Raw genomic sequence first — 19,499 nt, 5'->3', positions numbered from 1 at the left:
GTTCGCGGCCGGGGCCGGCGCTCCCGTCAGTGCATGCCGAACTGGTACGCCGCCGGTACGGGTTCACCTGGGCACACTTCCTCCCACAGCGCCGCAATCGCGTCTTCGCCCTCCCGAAGGTCCGGAATCTCGACGCCGTCCCGCAGTATCGCGGCGGCCTCGGCTGCGTGCCCACCCCTGGCGAGCGCCAGCGCCTTGAGGAACGTCAAGCGTCCGACGGCGGCCCCCTCCTTTGGTGCCGACTCCGCCAGGTCCAGTGCCATGATGGGGTCGCCGTGCCTGATGGCCAGGGTGACGGCCTCCGACAGGAAAGCAACGCTGGAGGAGTCGGTTTCCACCCCGTCCCGCAGCTCAGACAGCCCCTCCTCATCGCGGCCGGCCGCGAGCAGGGCAAGGCCAAGTCCGCGGTGCGCCAGCGCTTTGGTGCGCCGCCGGACACCCGTGGCCTCAAGGACTGTCCGGTACCCTTCCTTTGCGCCTTCCAGGTCCTGCCGAGCGTGCTTCATCGTGGCCAGATGGAACTCCGCCTCCGGGCTGTGCTGCCCGGCCAGCAACTCCTCCCAATCCGCCCCGGCAACGTAACCGGGTGCGCCGTCGAACGCTTTTCCGTGAAGAAGCCCCAGCCAGGGTTCCTGCTCCTCCGTGACACTTTCGTCTACGAAGGGTGTCCCGCTTTCGTCGATCCAGCGCTTTCCTCCCTTGAGTCGCCGGGCCCGTTCCACCACGCCCCAGCCGCTGCCGTGCAGGAGCATTTTCGACGGCGGGACGTCGGCATTCGTGATGGCGGCGGGAAGCATGGCCTCAAGTTCATCGTGGGCCAGCAGCTCTTCCAGGCGGGCGCTTGCGTCGGCCACTGCAGCACCCCAGTCCGCACCGTGCGAGGCCTCCGGATTTAGATGCCCGTTACCGTAGGCCTCCACCCAAGCCCACTCCGCGCCGGCCGGCATCACCAGGTGTTCGAACTGGGTCTGCGCCAGGCCCGCTTGGATCTCCGCGTAGGGCCCTGCTCCGGGGCTGAGCCACTGCTGCCACCGTTTGCCACCTTGGCCCTGGCCCCAGACGAACAGCTTCTTCCCGCGCAGGAGGCCCGTGGACAGCATCGCCAGCCCGTCGCCGTCGTCGTCTGCTGCTACCACCCAGCGCCGCTCGGCGGGGTCGATGTCGAAGAAGAAGTCGGCTGCATGGGGGCTGTTGACCGGCCAGGTTCCGTCATAGCCTTCGTGGCTGGTGGGCCGGACGCGGGTGATGTCCGTGGTGTAGTCGCTGCCGAAGGCCTCGTCGGCCGGGGCGATGACGCGGGTTCGCTCGGTCTCCGGGATGGCTGCGTTGCTCCACCAGTACATGGGGACGTCGTGGTCGTTGGGGTTCCGGAGCCGGACGGCCGCGAACACCACGGCCGAGTCCTCGGGAAGCCAGATGTCCACTTGGAATACCACTTCGCGCAGCCGTTCGTACTCCCACATGCGAAGGATGTGCTTGCCGTCAGGCGTGTGGACGATCGCCGTATGCAGAGGATCGCAGCTGGTGGGCGAGTGGCCACGGGTGCCGATGTTCCATTCCAGTCCGCCCGCGAACCACGCCTTGCGCAGCGCGATATTGGCCAATTGCGGGGAGTCGTGGGTGTGGAGCAACTGTTTGCCGGTGGCTTTGTCGAACAGTTCCCAGATGCGGCCGCCCAGCGACGGAAGGACCGTCACCCTCAGTTTGCTGTTTTCAAGCACGACGGCGGGCAGCTCCTTCGGTGCCGCCTCCCGGCTGTAGCCGTCCTGCATCAGGTACGGGTAGACGTTGGGCACCAGACCGTACCGGGCCGAGGCCTGGAGTTCCTCCGGGATGCCCTCGCCCACGGTGTAGGGCTGGTCCAGTTCGGCGGCGACCACAGGCAAGGGATTCAAGGGGCCGATCTCAGCCATGGTCAACGCGATGGTGGTGACGGTCAGGTTGGAGGTTGCGGTGTGTGCCACGTCAGTATCCGATCCAGAGGAGGAGGCCGCGCTGCGGCTCGATGGTTATGGATTCGCCGGGGGCGTACTCCGCGGCGGGTTGGTATCCGCGGATTGGCGGCGCTTCGATGCGGCGGCCGGTGGTAGCGGCGCCGGAGGCTCCGGCGGTGAGGGCGTCGTCGTCGAATATCAACGTCACGTCCTCAGTTTGCCCGGCCCATGATGCGAGCGCCACAACCATTCCGCGCTCCGTGAGCCAAGTGGTGGCCAGGACATCCGGATGGCTTGTGCGGACGGGTGATTGCGGGTCCCAGAAGCCCCGCATCTGCGCGCCTTCCAGGCCGGTGGCTGCCCAGAACTCCCAGAGCGGACGGTTATCCACGGCCGGGGCCCGGCCGGTCATGCCGAACACCATGCCACGCCAGGGGTTGCCGCCGCCTTCCAGCATTTCGCCCATGAGGCCGAAGGGGATGCCGGACAGTTCGACCAACCAGTAGTCGGGGTCGGTGTTGTCGTAGTCGAAGTACTCCCCCAGCCATAGCCTGTCCACATAGGGCAGCTGCTCCATGTACAGGTTGGCCGAGGACGCATAGCCGTCATGGGCCGTGAACTGATTGGCCGAGTGGAGATCGATCTCTGGTCCGGCTACACCACGTGCCACGCAGGCCCTCTCAAGGACTTTGCGCACGCGCACCATGGCATGCCGGTCGTAGGCGATGTCGTCCAGGTAGATACCGTCGATCCCGTCATCTCCCTGGGCGAGTTCCTGCAGGCTGCGCACGTAGAAGTTCTCCCACCGCGACTCCCCTGTGGTCACCACGGCGATGTCCTCGACGTTGGGGGCGAACCAGGCGGAAACGTAGCCGCTCCCTGCGTGTTCCTGAAGCCAGATGTGCCCGGCCCCGGGGCCGTCGCCGAAGATCTCATGGTTTAGTTGCAGCAACGGCAGCAGCTCCGGGCTGTGGAAGGTGAGCTCCCGGACAGTGTTGTAGATCTTGGCCTTGAGCCCGTTCTGGTGGCAAGCAGCCACGTACTTCCGCAGCCGTTCGACGCTGAGCAGGGGGTCGTTGATGTACGGTGCCGGTGCTGTTGCGTGGTGGATGTTGACCACCGTAGCTCCGGCAGCTTTGATGTCGGAAGGTTCTGCTGGCTCGTGGAAGTAGCGTTTGCCGAGGTGCTTTCCGGCCTCGATGGGTTTGAACGGCGTCAGCAGGAGCCGGAAGTCAAAGTCCAGTGGCTGGCCCGCTTCCATGGTTCGGGCACCACTGGCTGCTCGGACCGTTACGTCGTCTCCGGAAGTCCGAAGGCTCACCCCGCCCCTGACCGAGTTGCCCTGCCGGTTAGCCCACGACGCCGGCTCCACCAACGGTTTTTCGCGGTAGAAATTGGTGTTGAGCGGACGCTCGTAGCTGCCGTCCCGCAAAGCCAGTTGGAGTCCGGCGTTCACCCCACCCAACCACAACGAATCCTGGTTCCTCGTTGCGACGTCCCACGTCCAATCGAGGGTTTCAGGCCGCCGTCCGCCCGGCACGCCCAAACCCATTGCGAACGGAACCGCAGCCCGATGGAGCCCCAACTGCAGGCCGACGTCGTCCGCTGCGAACGTCGACCCGGGTGTGAGGCGCAGGCCGTACGTCACTGTTCCGTCGGCGTCGAGAACGCCCTTCAACTCGAGCGACATGGCAGTACTTTGACCTGCCCGGCCGGTCCACCGGGAACGCCACGAGATTCGGGCCGGGCCCTCCCGCTTGAACTCAAGCGGCGAATGCGCCCACTCCACGCCGTCTACGTCCAACTGGATGGGCGCACTGAGAAGTTCGACGGCGGGACCTTCAGTTGACGTCACAGCGGCCGTGAACGTGGAGGTTACCTGGGCAGGAAGCCCCGATTCCGTCAGCTGCAGCGTCCTGCCCAGGATTCCGAGGGTCCTGGCGGATTCGTCGAGCGTTACTGCGGTGAACGGCGCCACGAGCTCCGAGTCCTGTGCCACGGCCGAATCCAGCCAAGCGAGGCGTCGGAGGTAGCGGGGGTCGCCGAAACCGCCCGCACTGACCACCGGGTGCGCCTCTTCCTCGGGGAGGACATCAAGCTCGACGTCGACATTCCGCGCTGGGTGTCCCGTCGCGCTGACGGTTATCGACGCGTAGTGCGTGGTCCCGGCAGCGTGCCGCGGGATGGGTAGGACAACGAACAAGGCACGTACCGTCCCCGCTGGAACGTCCAGGCTCCTCCGCCACGGCCGGCCCAGTCGGTCCACACCGTCGGTGTTGATGCAGTGTCCGCCCGATGCTGACGCGACCTCAACTGAGACCCCTTCCAGGTCCCGCTGCGCATACAACCCGAGCTGGACCACGTAGTCCTCGCCTGGTTGTGCTGCGGTCCGGAAAGTGTCCGATGGGCCGTTGACCACCCAGTGCGCGGGCAGGTCCGCCCGCATGGAAACAGGGTTCAGGCGGTCCTCGGGGAACACCAGGAAGGCCTCTCCGGGGTGCCGGGCGTGGAGTGATTCCAGTTCGATGGCGCTGGCCGTGAAGTTCATCGGCGCGAACGAGTCCCGCTCACTGGCCGCCTCGTAGCGCAGAACCTCAGCGTGCGGCAGACGGCGTTCCGGCGCCCACGCAGAACCCCCGACGGCGGCCGCCCACGCCGGGTCCGCGGTCGGCCGACGCGGGAGGTACTGCGCCTGCGGATAATGGGGTTTCCCGAGCATTGCGTAGGGCAGGTAGTAGGCGAAGTAGATGCCGGCACCGTCGATGGCTTCGAACACCAGGGTTCCCGACTCCCTCGTAGCCTGCTCCACGGTGAGGTTCCTGACCCTGCCCCCGGAGCGCGCCGAGACAACAATGACCTCCACGGTTGCCGGCTCAGGGTCCTGCCGGCGCCACGGCAGAACCACACGGTGTGCCCTGCCTGCTGCTTCGGCTCCTTCGGTGTGGGTGTGCGTTGTACCGACCTCGATGACGAAGCGATGGTTTCCGTACAGCAGCTTGTCCCACTCCCCGATGCCGCACTCCACCTCCGGATGTCCGGGGCTGCTGCTGGTAGATGGAAGGGGGTAGGCGGGGGCCGATGAAACCGGCGAGGGCAGCGGCATCGCTGGGGACTCCTGAAGGTAGCTTCCGGGGCTGTTCACCGAGTTGGTGAATCCTTCAATCATTGGCGGTGCGGCACCCTCTGTAAAGGGTCATTACGATGCGTACTCACTGGAATTTCGCCCGCACTGGGCTGGACGGCGGCGGCCTGGTTAAGCTTCGGCGCCGTTCAATGCGTTGACCATCGCTTTGGCGGCCCGAACGGTTTCGCGGTCGGTGACGGTGTAGGCCGTGGGATCGTTGCCATCCTGGGCGCCGAGGGAAATCGTTCCCTCGCCGAGGGTGGAGACAGTCCTCTTGGCTGACAAGTGAACAGCCGAAAGGCCTGCCTTGTGCATGGCAGGGATGTCCTCCAGCGCCAATCCCCCACCGGCCATGATCTGCAGGTCAGCTCCGGCCCGTTCTGCCATGGCGGCCAAAGTAGGCAGGCCCGCTCCTGCCGTGGCTTCGTGCCCGGAGGTGAGGACCCGCGTGAATCCCAGTTCGAGGAGCTGCTCCAAGGCGGCCAGCGGGTCCTTGGACTGATCGATGGCCCGGTGGAACGTCAATTCGGCGTCCCGGGCGGCGTCCGCCAGGCGTTGCAGGATGCGGACATCCAGCTCGCCGGCCCCCGTGAGCGCTCCCACCACAACCCCGTGCGCACCTTGGGCCAGCAAGTGCCGGATCTCATGCACCATGGTGTCCACGTCCGAGGCGGAATACCGGAAATCGCCGGGCCTGCAACGAATCAGCGGGTGGATTTCCAAACGGCCGTCGACGTGTTCCAGGCTGGCTTCCATGAGGCCCTGGCTGGGCGTGATGCCACCAAGTTCCAGGCTGCTGCACAGTTCGATGCGGTCCGCGCCTTCCGAGGCGGCGATCCCTGCTCCGGCAGCACTTACTACGGCTATTTCAAGTTTCATGCTGAAACTCTACGTGCCCGTGGGTTCGCCTACGCGAACGGCCCCCGGGAACGTATCCCGGGGGCCGCACGCGTGCTCGACGTCAGGGAGCCTGGTAGCGTCCCAGCTGCTCCTTTTGTTCAGGAGTGAGCCGGAGGACGCGGCCGCTGGCCTCAGCGACGAAGGCCAGGTGCGTGCTGGCTTTGACGCACTCCTCCCCGGTGACCGGGTCCTTGATGACGTAATGCAGATCGAAGCTGGCCCCTTTGATGGCGCCCACCCAAATCTCCACGACGGCCGGAACATTGCGGTATTCCAACGTCCGGACGTAGCGGACCTTGTGTTCAACAACCAGGGTCATGGTGCCCTCGTCAACATCGTTGAAAAGAGCTGCCGGTGGCTCAACCCCGGGGAGTCCCGCACCACGGGGTGGCCCGAAGGCTGCGATACGGGCTTCCTCGAGCATGCGCACGATCTGGACGTTGTTGATGTGGCCGTAGGCGTCCATGTCGCCCCAACGCATGGGCACGAGGACCTCAATGCGCTGGGGCGTGGCGGATGCTCCGGTAGCCGGCGATTCCGTGCTCAGCTGTGCACCGCCGTCGAATCGTCCACCGCGGTCTCTTGCTCACCTGCGAACTGCGACATGTACAACCGGTAGTACGCGCCCTGCAGGGTGAGCAGGTGTGCGTGGTTGCCTTGCTCCACGATCTTGCCGTTCTCCATGACCAGGATGGTATCGGCGTCGCGGATAGTGGAGAGCCGGTGGGCAATAACGAAGCTGGTCCGGTCAGTGCGCAGTGCCGCCATGGCTTTCTGCAGCAACAGCTCGGTCCGGGTATCCACAGAGCTTGTCGCCTCGTCCAGGATCAACAGGGACGGGTCGGACACGAACGCGCGCGCGATGGTGATGAGCTGCTTTTCACCGGCGCTGACGTTGCTGCCTTCTTCGTCGATGATGGTTTGGTAACCGTCCGGCAGGGCACGTACGAATCGGTCCACGTAGGTAGCCTTGGCCGCCTCCATGATCTGCTCTTCCGTGGCGTCCAACTTGCCGTACTTGATGTTGTCGTAAATGGTTCCACCGAACAGCCAGGCATCCTGCAGCACCATGCCCACCTTGGAGCGAAGCTCGGCACGGCTGAGGTCCTTGATGTCCACGCCGTCCAGTGTGATGCGGCCGGCGTTGAGCTCGTAGAAACGCATGACCAGGTTGACCAGTGTGGTTTTACCCGCCCCGGTTGGTCCGACGATGGCTACCGTGTGCCCGGGCTCAGCGCTGAAGGAGAGGTCCTCGATCAACGGCTTGTCCTCCACGTAGCTGAAGGAAACGTGCTCGAATTCAACGTGGCCGTCGGTCTTGGCCGGCAGGTGGCGCGTGCCGGTCTCTTCGATCTCTTCATCGGCATCGAGGAACTCGAAAACCCGCTCAGCAGAGGCAACGCCGGACTGCAGCATGTTGGCCATGCCGGCGATCTGCCCCAGGGGCTGGGTGAATTCACGCGAGTACTGGATGAAGGCCGTGGCGTCACCCAGGCTCATTGAGCCCGACGCGACCCGCAGGCCGCCCACGACGGCAATGCCAACGTAGGACAGGTAGGACACGAAGTTCATCGCCGGGAAGATCACGCCCGAGACGAACTGGGCACCGAACGATGCTTTGTAGAGTTCGTTGTTCTTCTCATCGAAGCGCTCCAGCATGTCGGCGTCGCGGCCGAACACCTTCACAAGATCGTGGCCGGAGAAAGCTTCCTCGATCTGGCCATTCAAAGCGCCGGTGTTCTTCCACTGTGCCGCGAACAGTTTCTGGCTCCGGGCACCGATGACGCCTGCCAGGATGCCGGAGAGCGGCAGGGCGATCAACGCGATCAGCGCCAATTCCCAGGAGACGATGAACATCATGACCGTAATGCCCAGCACCGTCAGCACGGAGCTGACCAACTGGGAGAATGCCTGCTGCAGGCCTTGCTGGACGTTGTCGACGTCGTTGGTCACGCGGGACAGGATGTCGCCGCGCTGGCGGGTGTCGAAGTAGTTCAGCGGGAGCCTGTTGAGCTTCGCCTGGACGTCGTTGCGGAGCTTCTTGATGACCCGCATGACGATTCTGTTGAGCAGCCACCCTTGTGCCCAAAGGAAGATGTTGGCCACAAAGTACATCAGCAGCACGATCGAAATCAGGAACGTCAGCTTGGGGAAGTTGATCCCGTTGGTGAGTTCCATCTTGGAGACCATGTCCGCAAAGTTGCCTTGGCCCTGCTGGCGCATAAGCTCGACGAACTGTTCCTGGGAGACGCCCTGCGGGATTTGCTTCCCCACGACGCCGCCGAAGATGACGTCCATGGCACTACCGAGGACCTTGGGGGCAATGACGTTCAGGACCACCGAGACGACCACCAGGCCGATCACGATGTACACGCCGACGCTTTCGGGTTTCAGCAGGCCCATGAGCCGCTTCGCCGACGGCCAGAACGCTTTGGCCTTCTTGGCCGGAACGTCGCCGAACATGCCGCCATCAGCCTCTGTGGGGACGTATTCCTCCTCTACGAAGTCTTCGTCCTCAAGCACGTCGGTTGCGACCTGGGCCTCGGCTGTCGCCTTGGCATTCCTGGCGGCTTCTGCCTTGGCAGCCCAGCCGCGCTTCTTCTGCTGGTTCTGGCCGCTCATGCCACTTCCTCCACGCTCAGCTGTGATTCAACAATTTCCTGGTACGTGGGCGACGTTTCCAGCAGTTCGTCGTGCGTTCCACGGTCCACGATCCGGCCGTTGTCCAGCACCAGGATTTCGTCGGCGTCGGCGATGGTGGAAACACGCTGGGCCACGATGATGACCGTGGCGTCCTTCGTCTTGGCCTTCAGGGCCTTCCGGAGCCTGGCATCGGTGGCAACGTCCAAGGCCGAGAAGGAATCGTCGAACAGGTAGACGTTGGGTTTGGTGACCAGGGCCCTGGCAATGGACAGACGCTGGCGCTGCCCGCCGGAGACGTTGGTTCCGCCCTGGGCGATGCGTCGGTTCAAGCCGGACGACTTCTCCTCCACAAAGCCCTTGGCCTGCGCCGTTTCCAGCGCATCCCACAGTTCCTCGTCAGTTGCATCCGGCTTCCCGAAACGAAGGTTGTGCTCGATCGTGCCCGAGAACAGATACGGTTTCTGCGGAACAGCCGAGACGCGGCTGGTGATCTCCGAGGCGTCCATCTTGGTGACGGGTACGCCGTCGAGCAGTACATCACCTGAAGCGACGTCGTAGAGTCGCGGCAGCAGCGAAACCAGGGTGGTCTTGCCGGCACCCGTTGAACCGATGATGGCCAGGGTCTTGCCCGGCTCTGCCGTGAACGATATGTTGCTCAGTACGGGTGCCTCGGCACCGGGGTACTTGAACGTGACGTCGCGGAATTCGACACGTCCCTTCTTCTCAGCGGGCACCACCGGTGAGGTTGGGTTATGGATGGAAGGCTCGACGTCGAGCACCTCGCCAATACGGTCGGCGCAGACGGAGGCACGCGGAATCATCATGGCCATGAACGTACCCATCATGACGGCCATAAGGATCTGGAGCAGGTACTGCAGGAACGCCGTGAGCGCGCCAACCTGCATGTCGCCGGAGTCCACGCGCTGGCCGCCGAACCACAGCACAGCCGCGGTGGAGAGGTGCAGGATCATCCCGATGGCCGGGAACATCAGGACGAACAGGTTACCGATCTTCACGGACACCGCGGTCAGCTCGTCATTGGCATCACCGAAGCGTTTGGCTTCGTGGGGCTCACGCACGAACGCACGAACCACGCGGATGCCGATGATCTGTTCGCGGAGGACGCCGTTGATGGCGTCGATCTTGGTCTGCATGGAGCGGAACAAGGGCATCAAGCGGACCACGAGGTAACCCACCACTGCGACGAGGACCGGGACCGAGACCCAGACAAGCCAGGAGAGGCTGAGGTCCTCGCGGAGTGCCATGATGATGCCACCGACACACATGATGGGTGTCGAAACCATGAAGTTCAGGCCCATCAGCACCAGCATCTGGACCTGCTGGACGTCGTTGGTGCCGCGGGTGATCAACGTGGGGGCACCGAAACGGTTGACATCCTGCGCCGAGAAACCGCTGACCTGACGGTAAACGCTGCGCCGAAGATCGCGGCCGATGGCCATGGCCACCCGGGCCCCGAAGTAGACGGCGATGATGGCGGAGAGCACTTGTCCCAGGGCCACCGCGAGCATGAGGGCACCGGTCTGCCAGATGAAGTCGGTGTCCCCGCGGGAGACACCCTCATCGATGATCTTGGCGTTGAGGCTGGGGAGGTAGAGCGTGGCAATGGTAGAGGCCAGCTGAAAGAACAGCACGGCCGCTATCTGCGGCAAATACGGCTTGGAATAGCGCCGTATAAGGGTGACAAGCATGCCCACGGGTCCTTAGAAAGAGTGCGTGAATGAGACAGGAAGAAGTTTGGCAGCAGGGGCTGACAGTATTAGCCTCCCCACTGTACGAAATACTTTGCTGCGGCGAAACGACCCAGGGAAAAGATCATCCCAGCGGAGTATCTCCCGTGTCCCGGGTGCTCCCGCCGGTGCATCTGGTCCGGTGACGGGCAGGCCTCAAACGCAGCAAAGCGCCGGCTGGGTTACCCAGCCGGCGCCTACTGTCCCGCCCTTGTTCGTCACGACCCACGTACTGCGCCGGGTGTTTCACACAAGGACGGGATCCGTGGTCGGATTAGCCGGCGTGCTTACCGTGGTCGGCACGGGCTTCGGCGCCCTGGAGAAGCAGCAGTGCCATACGCTCCTGTTGCCTGCGTTCGCGCTTGAGCTCCTTGCGGAGGGCTGCCAACTCTTCGGCAGTGGCGGCCTGCTGCTCTGCGATGGCCTGCTGCTCCCGCAGGCGTGCCTGCAGTTCAACATTGGCTCGGCTGAGCTGCAGTTGCTGTTCGGCCAGGACGTACTGCGTCCGGGACAGCTGCTCCTGGACTTCCTTGACGTCACCCGCGGCGTGGGGACGTTCTTGGGTGAGGATCCGGGCAAATTCCAGGTCCAAGTCGGTTTCGGAATCCTGCTTGGGAACCCGGCCGTCCGTTCCCCCTGCCGGGCGTTCGGCACCCAGGCCCTTGTCGCCGTCGTCGGTCTTTACGGCGTCCAGGGACGACGTGTCCAGGGACATTCCGGCATCGCCGGAGGCCGTGGCAATCAGTTCCTTTTCGGGAGCGGCATCAACCGTGCGGCGCAGTGGACGTTCCTTGATGAACAGAACGGCCAGCAGGGCAACCACGCTGATGATGGCGGAAATAAGGAAGATCTGTGCAGTTGCGTCGCCGTATGCAGCCCGCATGATGTCGGCGATGGGCGCAGGCATGTCGGCCAGGTCCATGCTGGCCCCGGAGCCGCCGCCCTGGACCGGAATGCCCGCAGCGGCCATTCCTTCCACGGCAAGGTCCTTCACGTGGTTGGACATGATGGCACCGAGGACGGAGACACCGATCGCGCCGCCCACCGACCGGAAGAATGCCACCGAGGCACTTGCCGTTCCTATGTCCTTGGCCTGGACGGTGTTCTGTACGGCCAGCACCAGGTTCTGCATCAGCATGCCCAGGCCGAGGCCGAACACACCGGTGTAGATGGCAACGATCCAGAGTTCCGTGGTGTGGTCCATGGTGCCGGCGAAGGCCAGGCCACCGATGAGCAGCACCGAACCTGCGATCAGGAACCTCTTCCACTTACCAAAGCGGCTGATCAGCACACCCGATGCCACGGAACCAATAAGGTTGCCGGCGATCATGGGCAGCGTCAGCAGGCCGGCCTCGGTAGGCGTAGCACCACGGGCCACCTGGAAGTACTGGCCCAGGAAGGTGGAGGAACCGAACATGGCGATACCGACGGCGATCGAAGCAACGATGGCCAGTGCAGTGGTGCGCTCGGAGATGATCTTCAAGGGAATGATCGGCTGGGCAACCTTGGTTTCCACGAACACCAGGAGGGCAAGCAACGCTACGCCGCCTCCGACCATGAGCGCGGACTGCCAGGAGAACCAGTCATAGTAGTCAGGGTTGCCTGCGAACGAAACCCAGATCAGCAGCAGGCTCACGCCCGAGGTCAGGAGGATGGAACCAAGCCAGTCGATCTTGGCGGGTCGCTTGATGTGCTCAATCTTGAGGGTGATCTGGAGAAGGATCAGCGCCACAACAGCCAACGGAACACAAACGAAGAACGTCCAGCGCCAGCCGAGCGGGCTGTCAACAATGAAGCCACCCAGCAGCGGGCCGCCGGCGGTTCCGACCGCCATGACAGCGCCCATGTAACCGGAGTACTTTCCGCGGTCGCGCGGCGGGATCATGGAGCCGATGATCGCCTGCGCCAGGGCGGTCAGGCCACCCATCGCGATGCCCTGGATAACGCGTGCGGTCAGCAGCAGCGGGATGGTCTCGGACAGGCCGGCCATGACCGAGCCCGCCACGAAGATGATGATGCTCAGCTGGACCAGGAGCTTCTTATCGAAGAGGTCAGCAAGTTTGCCCCAGATGGGCGTGGTGGCGGCGTTCGCCAGGAGCGCGGCCGTAATCACCCATGCGAAGTCCGTTTGGGTGCCCTTGAGCTCGGACATGATGGTGGGCAGTGCGTTGGCGACGATGGTGCTGGAGAGGATCGCCGTGAAGAATGCCGCGAGGAGGCCGGTCAAGGCTTCCATGATCTGCCGGTGCGTCATGGGCGCGGCAGCAGTTGCTGGTGCGCCCACCGCCGTCGGGGTTTGTGTTGGTTTAGCCATTCCGGGCTCCTAAGCTGTCTGGTTTGTTGTGATGGAGCCGGCCGCCGTTGCCCGGATTGAGTCCTTGAGGGACTCTGTGAGTTTGTTGAGCACCTGGGAGGCCTCGAGGGCGTCAGCCTCGCTCCAATCCGCCAGGTAATCCCGCAGTCTCACGCTGCGTTGTTCTTCGAATTCGTGCAGTTTCGCCGCACCTTTTTCAGTGAGGGCGAGCAATTGCGCCCTGCCGTCTGCCGGATCGGGCCGCCGGACTACGAAGCCGAGCTCTTCGAGCTCCGCAATGTGCCGGCTCAGGACCGGGGCGCTGACACCCAGGCGCGAAGCGAGCTGCGTCGCGCGGGCCTCCCCTTCGCCGATGAACCGCATGACACCTTGGAGCGCCATTCCGACGTCGGGAACGCGGGCCATGTGGGCGGTCACCACGCAACGCAGAGTTCGTTGGAGATCGAAGATTTGATGAACAAGATCGGTTGCGGTGGCAGAACCGACGGACATGGAGACACACCCCTTTTTTGTTTGCCTAAAGCAACTATAACTCATATTGATTGCTTTGGGAAACTAATGATGGGGTTCGTGGGTGCGTTGTGGGGCCCGCTTTGCGCCCCAATGAACGAATTTGGGGAGCAGAGCGGGCCCCACAACGCAGAAAACCCCCGCACGGATGACCGTGCGGGGGCTGACTGTTTGGCGTTTTTAATCGTCCAGGTGGGTGGGGCCGAACATCTTCAGCAGCGTTTCAACCACGACGACGTTGGGTCCGTCCGCTTCGAAGGACGCCCTAAGCGCGTCCCCCACTTCCTCGGGGGCTACCCGATGGGCAGGGACACCGAAGGACTCGGCCAACTTCACGAAGTCCGGACGGGCGAGCTCGGTGGCCGTGGCCTGGCCGAAGGCGCCCACCATGTATTCGCGGAGGATGCCGTAGCCGCCGTCGTCCACGATCAACCAGGTGACCGGGACGTTGTGCTGCTTCGCGGTGGCGAGCTCCGAGATGGAGTACATGGACGAACCGTCACCTGAAACAGCGAGCACGCGGCTGGGTTTGCCGGTGGTTTCCAGGCCCACTGCCCCGCCGATGGCGGCAGGGAACCCGTAACCGAGGCCGCCTGCGCCCTGGGCTGAGTGGAACTGGCCCTGCCGGGCGTCCCAGCAACTCCAGCCCCAGTACGCGGAGATGGTCATGTCCCAAAACGTCTGCATGTCCGCCGGAACAGCCTCGCGGATGTCCGACATGAACTTCAGTTCCTTGGCCAGGTCCTGGGATTCCAGCCGTGCCTTGACCTTGGCCAGGGACTCCTTGACCACGTCCTCTGGGCTGCTTCCGTGCCAGTCCCTCTTGTTCGCTGTTCCGGCGCCTGCCTCTGAGAGCGCTTCGTCCAGGGCCGCGAGTGCCTGTCCGGCGTCGGCGCGGATGCCCAGGCCGGGACGGTTGGACTCGAGGACGCGTGGTTCGGCGTCGATCTGGATGATCCGGCCTCGCGGTTCGAAGGTGAAGTAGTTGGACGTCACTTCGCCTAGGGATGAGCCGATCACGATCAGCACATCAGCGTCTTCGAGGACGTCGGTCATGTACCGGTCCTCAATCCAGGACTGCAAGGACAGTTCGTGGTTCCACGGGAATGCACCATTGCCGCCGGGTGTGCAGATCACGGGCGCACGGAGCTGCTCGGCGATGGAGAGCAGAGACTTCTCGGCCCGGCCACGGCGGGTACCGCCGCCGGCGATAATCGCCGGACGTTCCGCCGTCGAAAGCCATTTCACGGCCTCCCGCACGAGCTCAACGCGGGGCGGATTGTCGAAGGCCTCGGCCAATGCGTCTTCCACCGGCGGGACCATGATCGGGTCCAGCAGGACGTTCTGCGGGATCTCGATCCACACCGGACCCTGCGGCGAGGAAATCGCCTCGGTCCACGCGTCCTGGATGGCCGACGGAATGCCTGAAGCGTGCTGGATCAGGCGCTGGCTCTTGGTGACATTGGCCGCGGAGGCCTTCTGGTCATCAAGCTGGTGCAGCATGCCTTTACGGCGGGCGCCCAGGCCGTCGAGCGGGATCTGGCTGGCGACAACAACCATGGGGACACCCGTAGCGTAGGCCTCCTGCAGGGCGGCGAGGGAAGTCAGCGCGCCGGGACCCGTCGACAGGAACAGCACGCCAACCTCGCCCGTGGCCCGGGAATAGCCGTCAGCGGCGAACGCCGAGTTGTTCTCCACCCGGGAGGATACGAAATGCAGGTTGCCGCGGCCCATGGCGTCAAAGAGGCCCAGGGCGTGCTGGCCCGGGATACCGAAAACGGTCTTCGCACCCAACGCTTCCAGGGTCTCGACGACGAGGTCCCCGCCATTGCGCTGGTTGGTGCCCTTGGTGGGGGCTGCTGTACCCGGATCGAAATCGATCATCGCTGCTCTCCCGAGGCCTTCGCGAGCTCCTCGATGCGGGCACCCAGGGCCTGCTGGGCGTAGCCGTTGGGGGCACCCAGCCGATCGCCCTCGACGGCGTTATCTGCGATCAGGGTCACCAGTTCGTACGCAACGTGGCTGCCGGCCACGCCCGTGATTTCCGCGTGGTCGTAGGCGGGAGCAACCTCGACGATATCCGCGCCAACGAGGTTCATCCCACGGAAACCGCGAATGATTTCAAGGAGTTCACGGCTGCTGATGCCGCCGGCCTCGGGGGTGCCGGTGCCGGGTGCGTGCGCCGGGTCCAGGACGTCGATGTCCACGGAGATGTACAGCGGGCGGTTACCGATTCGGTCCCGGATCTTGGCAACCGTCTCCAGGACGCCCTGGTAGTAGACGTCCGCGGAGGTGACGATTCCGAACCCGAAGCGGTGGTCGTCGTCGAGGTCCTTCTTGCCGTACAGCGGACCGCGGGTTCCAACGTGGCTAATGGCTTCGGTGTCCAGGATGCCTTCTTCCACGGCACGACGGAACGGGGTGCCGTGGGTGTACTCGGCACCGAAGTAGGTGTCCCAGGTGTCCAGGTGCGCGTCGAAGTGGAGCATGGCGATGGGTTCGCCGGCGCGCTCGGCCGCGGCACGGAGCAAAGGCAGGGCGATGGTGTGGTCGCCACCGAGGGTGACCAGCTTGCTGCCGTTGGCGGTGAGGTCCAGGGCGTTCTGCTGGATGGTCTCGATGGCCTCGTTGATGTTAAAGGGGTTCACAGCCATGTCGCCTGCGTCGGCAACCTGGATGTTTTCAAAGGGGCTGACATCCCAGGCGGGGTTGTACGGGCGCAGCAGGCGGCTGGCCTCACGCACATGGTTGGCGCCGAAGCGCGCGCCCGGGCGGTACGAGACGCCTGAGTCGAACGGAACGCCAACAACTGTGACGTCAGCCTTTGCTACCTGGTCAAGGCGGGGCAGACGGGCGTAGGTGGCGGCACCGGCATAGCGCGGGATGCGGGACGAATCGATGGGACCAAGGTTGCCGTTGGCCTCAATACGGAGCTCTTCCAAAATGCGCCACTCCTTAGTGGATCGGGGGTGAATCTGTGACTGTGACACCCATCATACACTCGAAGTTGCCTAATAAGCATCATCTGTTTACAACTTTGCCTCGGCTTGAGACGCCCATCACAGCAGGCGTAAAGATTCCATAAAAACCGGGGTTTCGGCGTCGAACGCGGTCCTACGCTCGACCGGGAGCAGCAACGTGCTGCGCGAAAGGACACCGTGACCACCCTGTCGAGGCCTCCGGCCGATCCGGCCAACCGGCAAAAAGACTCCTTCAAGCTCAAGCCCTGGCTGCTGGAAGGAATGCCGGACACATCAGGCAAACGGCAAGGCCCCCACGGCCAGCCCTCAGAGTCGCACAAGCCGCAGGCGTGGTGGAAGGTCATGTGCCTCACCGGCCTGGACTACTTCTCCACGCTCGGCTACCAGCCCGCCATCGCGGCGTTGGCAGCGGGCCTGCTCTCCCCCCTGGCAACATTGCTCCTAGTGGTGGCAACCCTGGCCGGCGCGTTGCCCGTATACCGCAGGGTGGCCAGGGAAAGCCCCCGAGGCGAAGGCTCCATTGCCATGCTGGAGCGCCTCCTCCCCCGCTGGAGCGGCAAGCTTTTCGTCCTGGCGCTCCTGGGCTTCGCTGCCACCGACTTCATGATCACCATCACCTTGTCGGCCGCAGACGCCACGGCCCACCTCATAGAAAACCCCTTCGCCCCGGACTTCCTTGAAGGGCAGCACGTCGTCATCACCCTGGCGCTGATTGCTGGTTTGGGCGTGGTCTTCCTTCGCGGCTTCAAAGAGGCTATCAACGTTGCCGTCGTCCTCGTGGCTGCGTTCCTGGCCCTGAACCTGATGGTGATTTCGGTTTCCATTGGGCATCTCTTCACCGAAGCACACGTCGTCACCAACTGGTGGACAGCACTGACAACCTCGCACGGCGACCCCATCATGATGGTCGCCCTGGCGCTCCTGGTCTTCCCCCGGCTTGCCCTGGGCCTGTCCGGATTCGAGACCGGCGTGGCCGTCATGCCGCAGATCAAGGGCTATCCGTCCGACACTGACGCCAACCCTGTGGGACGCATCAAGGGTGCCCATCGGCTCCTGACGACAGCAGCCATCATCATGAGCTCGTTCCTCATCACCTCCAGTTTCACCACAGTGATGCTTATTCCGGCGGCCGAATTCGAATCCGGGGGCAAAGCCGAAGGCCGCGCGCTCGCCTACCTCGCCCACAAGTTCCTTGGTGACGGCTTCGGAACGGTCTACGACGTCAGCACCATCGCGATCCTTTGGTTCGCCGGCGCATCAGCCATGGCAGGTTTGCTCAACCTCGTGCCGCGCTACCTTCCCCGCTACGGGATGGCTCCCGCCTGGGCCCGCGCCCTGCGCCCGCTGGTCCTGGTCTTCACGGTCATCGCCTTCATCGTGACCATCATTTTCCAGGCCGACGTCAACGCCCAGGGCGGCGCCTATGCCACCGGCGTCCTTGTCCTGATCACCTCCGCTTCCATCGCGGTGACCCTGTCCGCGCGGCGCAAGAAGCAGCGGGCCCAGTTCATCGGCTTCGGCATCATCTCTCTGGTTTTCGTCTACACCACGGTGGTCAACTCCATCGAACGCCCGGATGGCCTGAAGATCGCGGCCCTCTTCATCCTCGGCATCATGGTGGTCAGTTTCATCTCCCGCATGCGCCGGGCGTTTGAACTGCGGGCTACGCATATCAAGCTGGACGAGAAAGCGCTGGAGTTCACGGCCAACCATGCCGAGGGGCCGGTCCGGATCATCGCCCACGAACCCAAGCACGTGAGCGCGGACCGTTACCGGGAAAAGCTCCAGCACGCCCAACAGGCAAACCACCTTCCCGTCGACTGCGACGCAGTGTTCATCGAGATCATCGTGGACGACAGCTCCGACTTTGAGCAGGAACTGCAGGTGGTGGGCAAGGAGAGGCACGGCTTCAAGATCCTGGAAGTGCACAGCAACAACGTGCCCAATACCCTGGCCGCCGTCTTGCTGCACATTCGCGATGTCACCGGCCTGATGCCGCACATCTACTTCCGCTGGACCGAGGGCAACCCGATCTCCAACCTCAGCAAGTTCCTGTTCTTCGGCGAGGGCGAAATCGCGCCCGTAACGCGCGAAGTGTTGCGGGAAGCGGAGCCGGACATCACCCGCCGACCCTGGGTCCACGTGGGCTAGCTCCTCCCCCGCCGCGCTCCTCCCCAGTTGGCCGCCGCCTGCGCCTCGCTCCTCCCCAGTTGCTGGGCGGGAAGGGCACGCATGGATCCCGGGTTTCCGCGCCCGCTCTGGGGCCTTGGGCCTCCTGGGTCAAAGCAAACGGGGAGGAACGCCGCTGCGGATTGGTCCAAACGGGGAGGAACGCCGGCACAACCATCCGGACAGCCGCCAACGTTTCCCACATGCGGCGATTCCCGCATTCCCAATGCCCCTCGAGCCCACTGGACTGGCTGGATGGACGCCATCCAGTTCTTACAGACAATCGGAGGGGTTGCCCGCACCAAGCAACTTCTGGCCGCAGGCTACTCACGCACGGAAATTTCCCGGCTGCCAGAACAGGGAGCCAAGCAGCCTCGGCGCGGCGTCTTCATGCTCAAGGGTTGCAAGCCGGAATTTGCCATGGCAATCCGGAACAACGCCAAAGTTACGTGCGCCAGCGCAGCCAGCTATTACGGCCTGTGGCTCAGGCACCCGCCCGAACAACACCATTTGGCTTGCGATCACGGCCACGGCTCAGGTTTCGTGCGGCACCGGACCCTAAGGTTCGACGCCGATCCAGCACTTCCGCTCGCAAGCGTCGAGGATGCGGTGATTCACTCACTGGGGTGCCTCCAACCCAATGCGGCAGCAGCGATGGCAGTTTCAGCTGTCCGGCTCCGCGGAGTCCCTTTGGCCTTGCTGAGGGGCGAACTCAGCGCCCACAAATCCCGCCCATCACTGCTGATACTTCAAGAACTCGACCTACGGGCCGAGTCCATCGTGGAAGTCGATACCCAACACCTCCTGAAAAGCCATGGCATTGCCTACGACGCCCAAGTGCAACTCCCGGGCATCGGGCGCGTGGATTTCCTGATCGAAGGAGTGCTCATTGTCGAGGTCGATGGCTTCGCTTTCCATGCCGACCGGTCAGCTCTGCGTCGGGACCTGTTCCGCAACAACGCGTCCACCCTTAAGGGATTCTCCGTCCTCCGCTACCCGCCGGAGGCCATCTGGTACGAACCGGGCCGGGTCATAGCGGAAATCAGGGCAGTGCTGGAACGGCGGCGCAACGCTCCTCCCCGGTTGGTCAGCAAGTAAGTCCAATCAAACCCCGGAATTACAGGGCAAAGGATCACCGAGAAGCTCCCGGAAGCGAGGCAACCGGGAAGGAGCGCT

12 protein-coding genes are annotated in these 19,499 nt (G+C 63.9%); 2 read left to right on the top strand and 10 right to left on the bottom strand.

Features of this window, described 5'->3' with window-relative positions:
* Positions 1-26 precede the first annotated feature (26 nt).
* The 10 genes from LRQ04_RS07200 to speB form a co-directional block, all read right to left on the bottom strand.
* Positions 27-1,964: a DUF5107 domain-containing protein gene (locus LRQ04_RS07200; protein ID WP_235519062.1), complete on the bottom strand. Its 1,938-nt coding sequence runs from the start codon at positions 1,962-1,964 to the stop codon at positions 27-29.
* A 1-nt stretch (position 1,965) separates the two neighbouring features.
* Positions 1,966-5,100, bottom strand: coding sequence for a glycoside hydrolase domain-containing protein (locus LRQ04_RS07195; RefSeq protein ID WP_235519061.1), 3,135 nt, complete (start codon positions 5,098-5,100; stop codon positions 1,966-1,968).
* A gap of 87 nt (positions 5,101-5,187) precedes the next feature.
* Positions 5,188-5,937, bottom strand: coding sequence for a copper homeostasis protein CutC (locus LRQ04_RS07190; RefSeq protein WP_235519060.1), 750 nt, complete (start codon positions 5,935-5,937; stop codon positions 5,188-5,190).
* An 82-nt stretch (positions 5,938-6,019) separates the two neighbouring features.
* On the bottom strand, positions 6,020-6,439 hold the full coding sequence (locus tag LRQ04_RS07185) for a thioesterase family protein (protein ID WP_235519731.1): 420 nt from the start codon (positions 6,437-6,439) through the stop codon (positions 6,020-6,022).
* A 62-nt stretch (positions 6,440-6,501) separates the two neighbouring features.
* Positions 6,502-8,580, bottom strand: coding sequence for an ABC transporter ATP-binding protein (locus LRQ04_RS07180; protein WP_305082602.1), 2,079 nt, complete (start codon positions 8,578-8,580; stop codon positions 6,502-6,504).
* Positions 8,577-10,310, bottom strand: coding sequence for an ABC transporter ATP-binding protein (locus LRQ04_RS07175; protein WP_235519059.1), 1,734 nt, complete (start codon positions 10,308-10,310; stop codon positions 8,577-8,579). The genes LRQ04_RS07180 and LRQ04_RS07175 overlap by 4 nt, the downstream gene beginning before the upstream one ends.
* Before the next feature lie 313 nt (positions 10,311-10,623).
* The gene (locus LRQ04_RS07170) at positions 10,624-12,663 is read right to left on the bottom strand and encodes an MDR family MFS transporter (protein ID WP_235519058.1); all 2,040 of its coding nucleotides are present in this window, start codon (positions 12,661-12,663) and stop codon (positions 10,624-10,626) included.
* A gap of 9 nt (positions 12,664-12,672) precedes the next feature.
* On the bottom strand, positions 12,673-13,155 hold the full coding sequence (locus tag LRQ04_RS07165; RefSeq protein ID WP_235519057.1) for a MarR family winged helix-turn-helix transcriptional regulator: 483 nt from the start codon (positions 13,153-13,155) through the stop codon (positions 12,673-12,675).
* A 198-nt stretch (positions 13,156-13,353) separates the two neighbouring features.
* A complete protein-coding gene (locus LRQ04_RS07160) occupies positions 13,354-15,057 on the bottom strand; it encodes a thiamine pyrophosphate-binding protein (protein ID WP_235519056.1) in 1,704 nt (567 codons plus the stop codon).
* The gene (gene speB / locus LRQ04_RS07155; RefSeq protein WP_235519055.1) at positions 15,054-16,115 is read right to left on the bottom strand and encodes an agmatinase; all 1,062 of its coding nucleotides are present in this window, start codon (positions 16,113-16,115) and stop codon (positions 15,054-15,056) included. The genes LRQ04_RS07160 and speB overlap by 4 nt, the downstream gene beginning before the upstream one ends.
* A 216-nt stretch (positions 16,116-16,331) precedes the next feature.
* Between speB and LRQ04_RS07150 the strand changes: the two genes are divergently transcribed.
* Positions 16,332-18,305, top strand: coding sequence for an amino acid transporter (locus LRQ04_RS07150; protein WP_235519054.1), 1,974 nt, complete (start codon positions 16,332-16,334; stop codon positions 18,303-18,305).
* A gap of 273 nt (positions 18,306-18,578) precedes the next feature.
* Positions 18,579-19,421, top strand: a complete 843-nt coding sequence (locus LRQ04_RS07145) for a DUF559 domain-containing protein (RefSeq protein ID WP_235519053.1) — start codon at positions 18,579-18,581, stop codon at positions 19,419-19,421.
* Positions 19,422-19,499: the final 78 nt, after the last annotated feature.

The organism is Paenarthrobacter sp. AR 02 (assembly GCF_021538675.1).
Taxonomy (GTDB): Bacteria; Actinomycetota; Actinomycetes; order Actinomycetales; family Micrococcaceae; genus Arthrobacter.
This window is presented reverse-complemented; position numbering and strand designations above follow the sequence as displayed.

Bases quoted from the DNA above. Each gene is read 5' to 3' on its own strand.
- LRQ04_RS07180 (WP_305082602.1), bottom strand. From the start codon at position 8,580: ATGAGCGGCCAGAACCAGCAGAAGAAGCGCGGCTGGGCTGCCAAGGCA.
- LRQ04_RS07160 (WP_235519056.1), bottom strand. From the start codon at position 15,057: ATGATCGATTTCGATCCGGGTACAGCAGCCCCCACCAAGGGCACCAAC.
- LRQ04_RS07175 (WP_235519059.1), bottom strand. From the start codon at position 10,310: ATGCTTGTCACCCTTATACGGCGCTATTCCAAGCCGTATTTGCCGCAG.
- LRQ04_RS07195 (WP_235519061.1), bottom strand. From the start codon at position 5,100: ATGATTGAAGGATTCACCAACTCGGTGAACAGCCCCGGAAGCTACCTT.
- LRQ04_RS07165 (WP_235519057.1), bottom strand. From the start codon at position 13,155: ATGTCCGTCGGTTCTGCCACCGCAACCGATCTTGTTCATCAAATCTTC.
- LRQ04_RS07185 (WP_235519731.1), bottom strand. From the start codon at position 6,439: ATGCGTTGGGGCGACATGGACGCCTACGGCCACATCAACAACGTCCAG.
- LRQ04_RS07190 (WP_235519060.1), bottom strand. From the start codon at position 5,937: ATGAAACTTGAAATAGCCGTAGTAAGTGCTGCCGGAGCAGGGATCGCC.
- LRQ04_RS07170 (WP_235519058.1), bottom strand. From the start codon at position 12,663: ATGGCTAAACCAACACAAACCCCGACGGCGGTGGGCGCACCAGCAACT.
- LRQ04_RS07145 (WP_235519053.1), top strand. From the start codon at position 18,579: ATGGACGCCATCCAGTTCTTACAGACAATCGGAGGGGTTGCCCGCACC.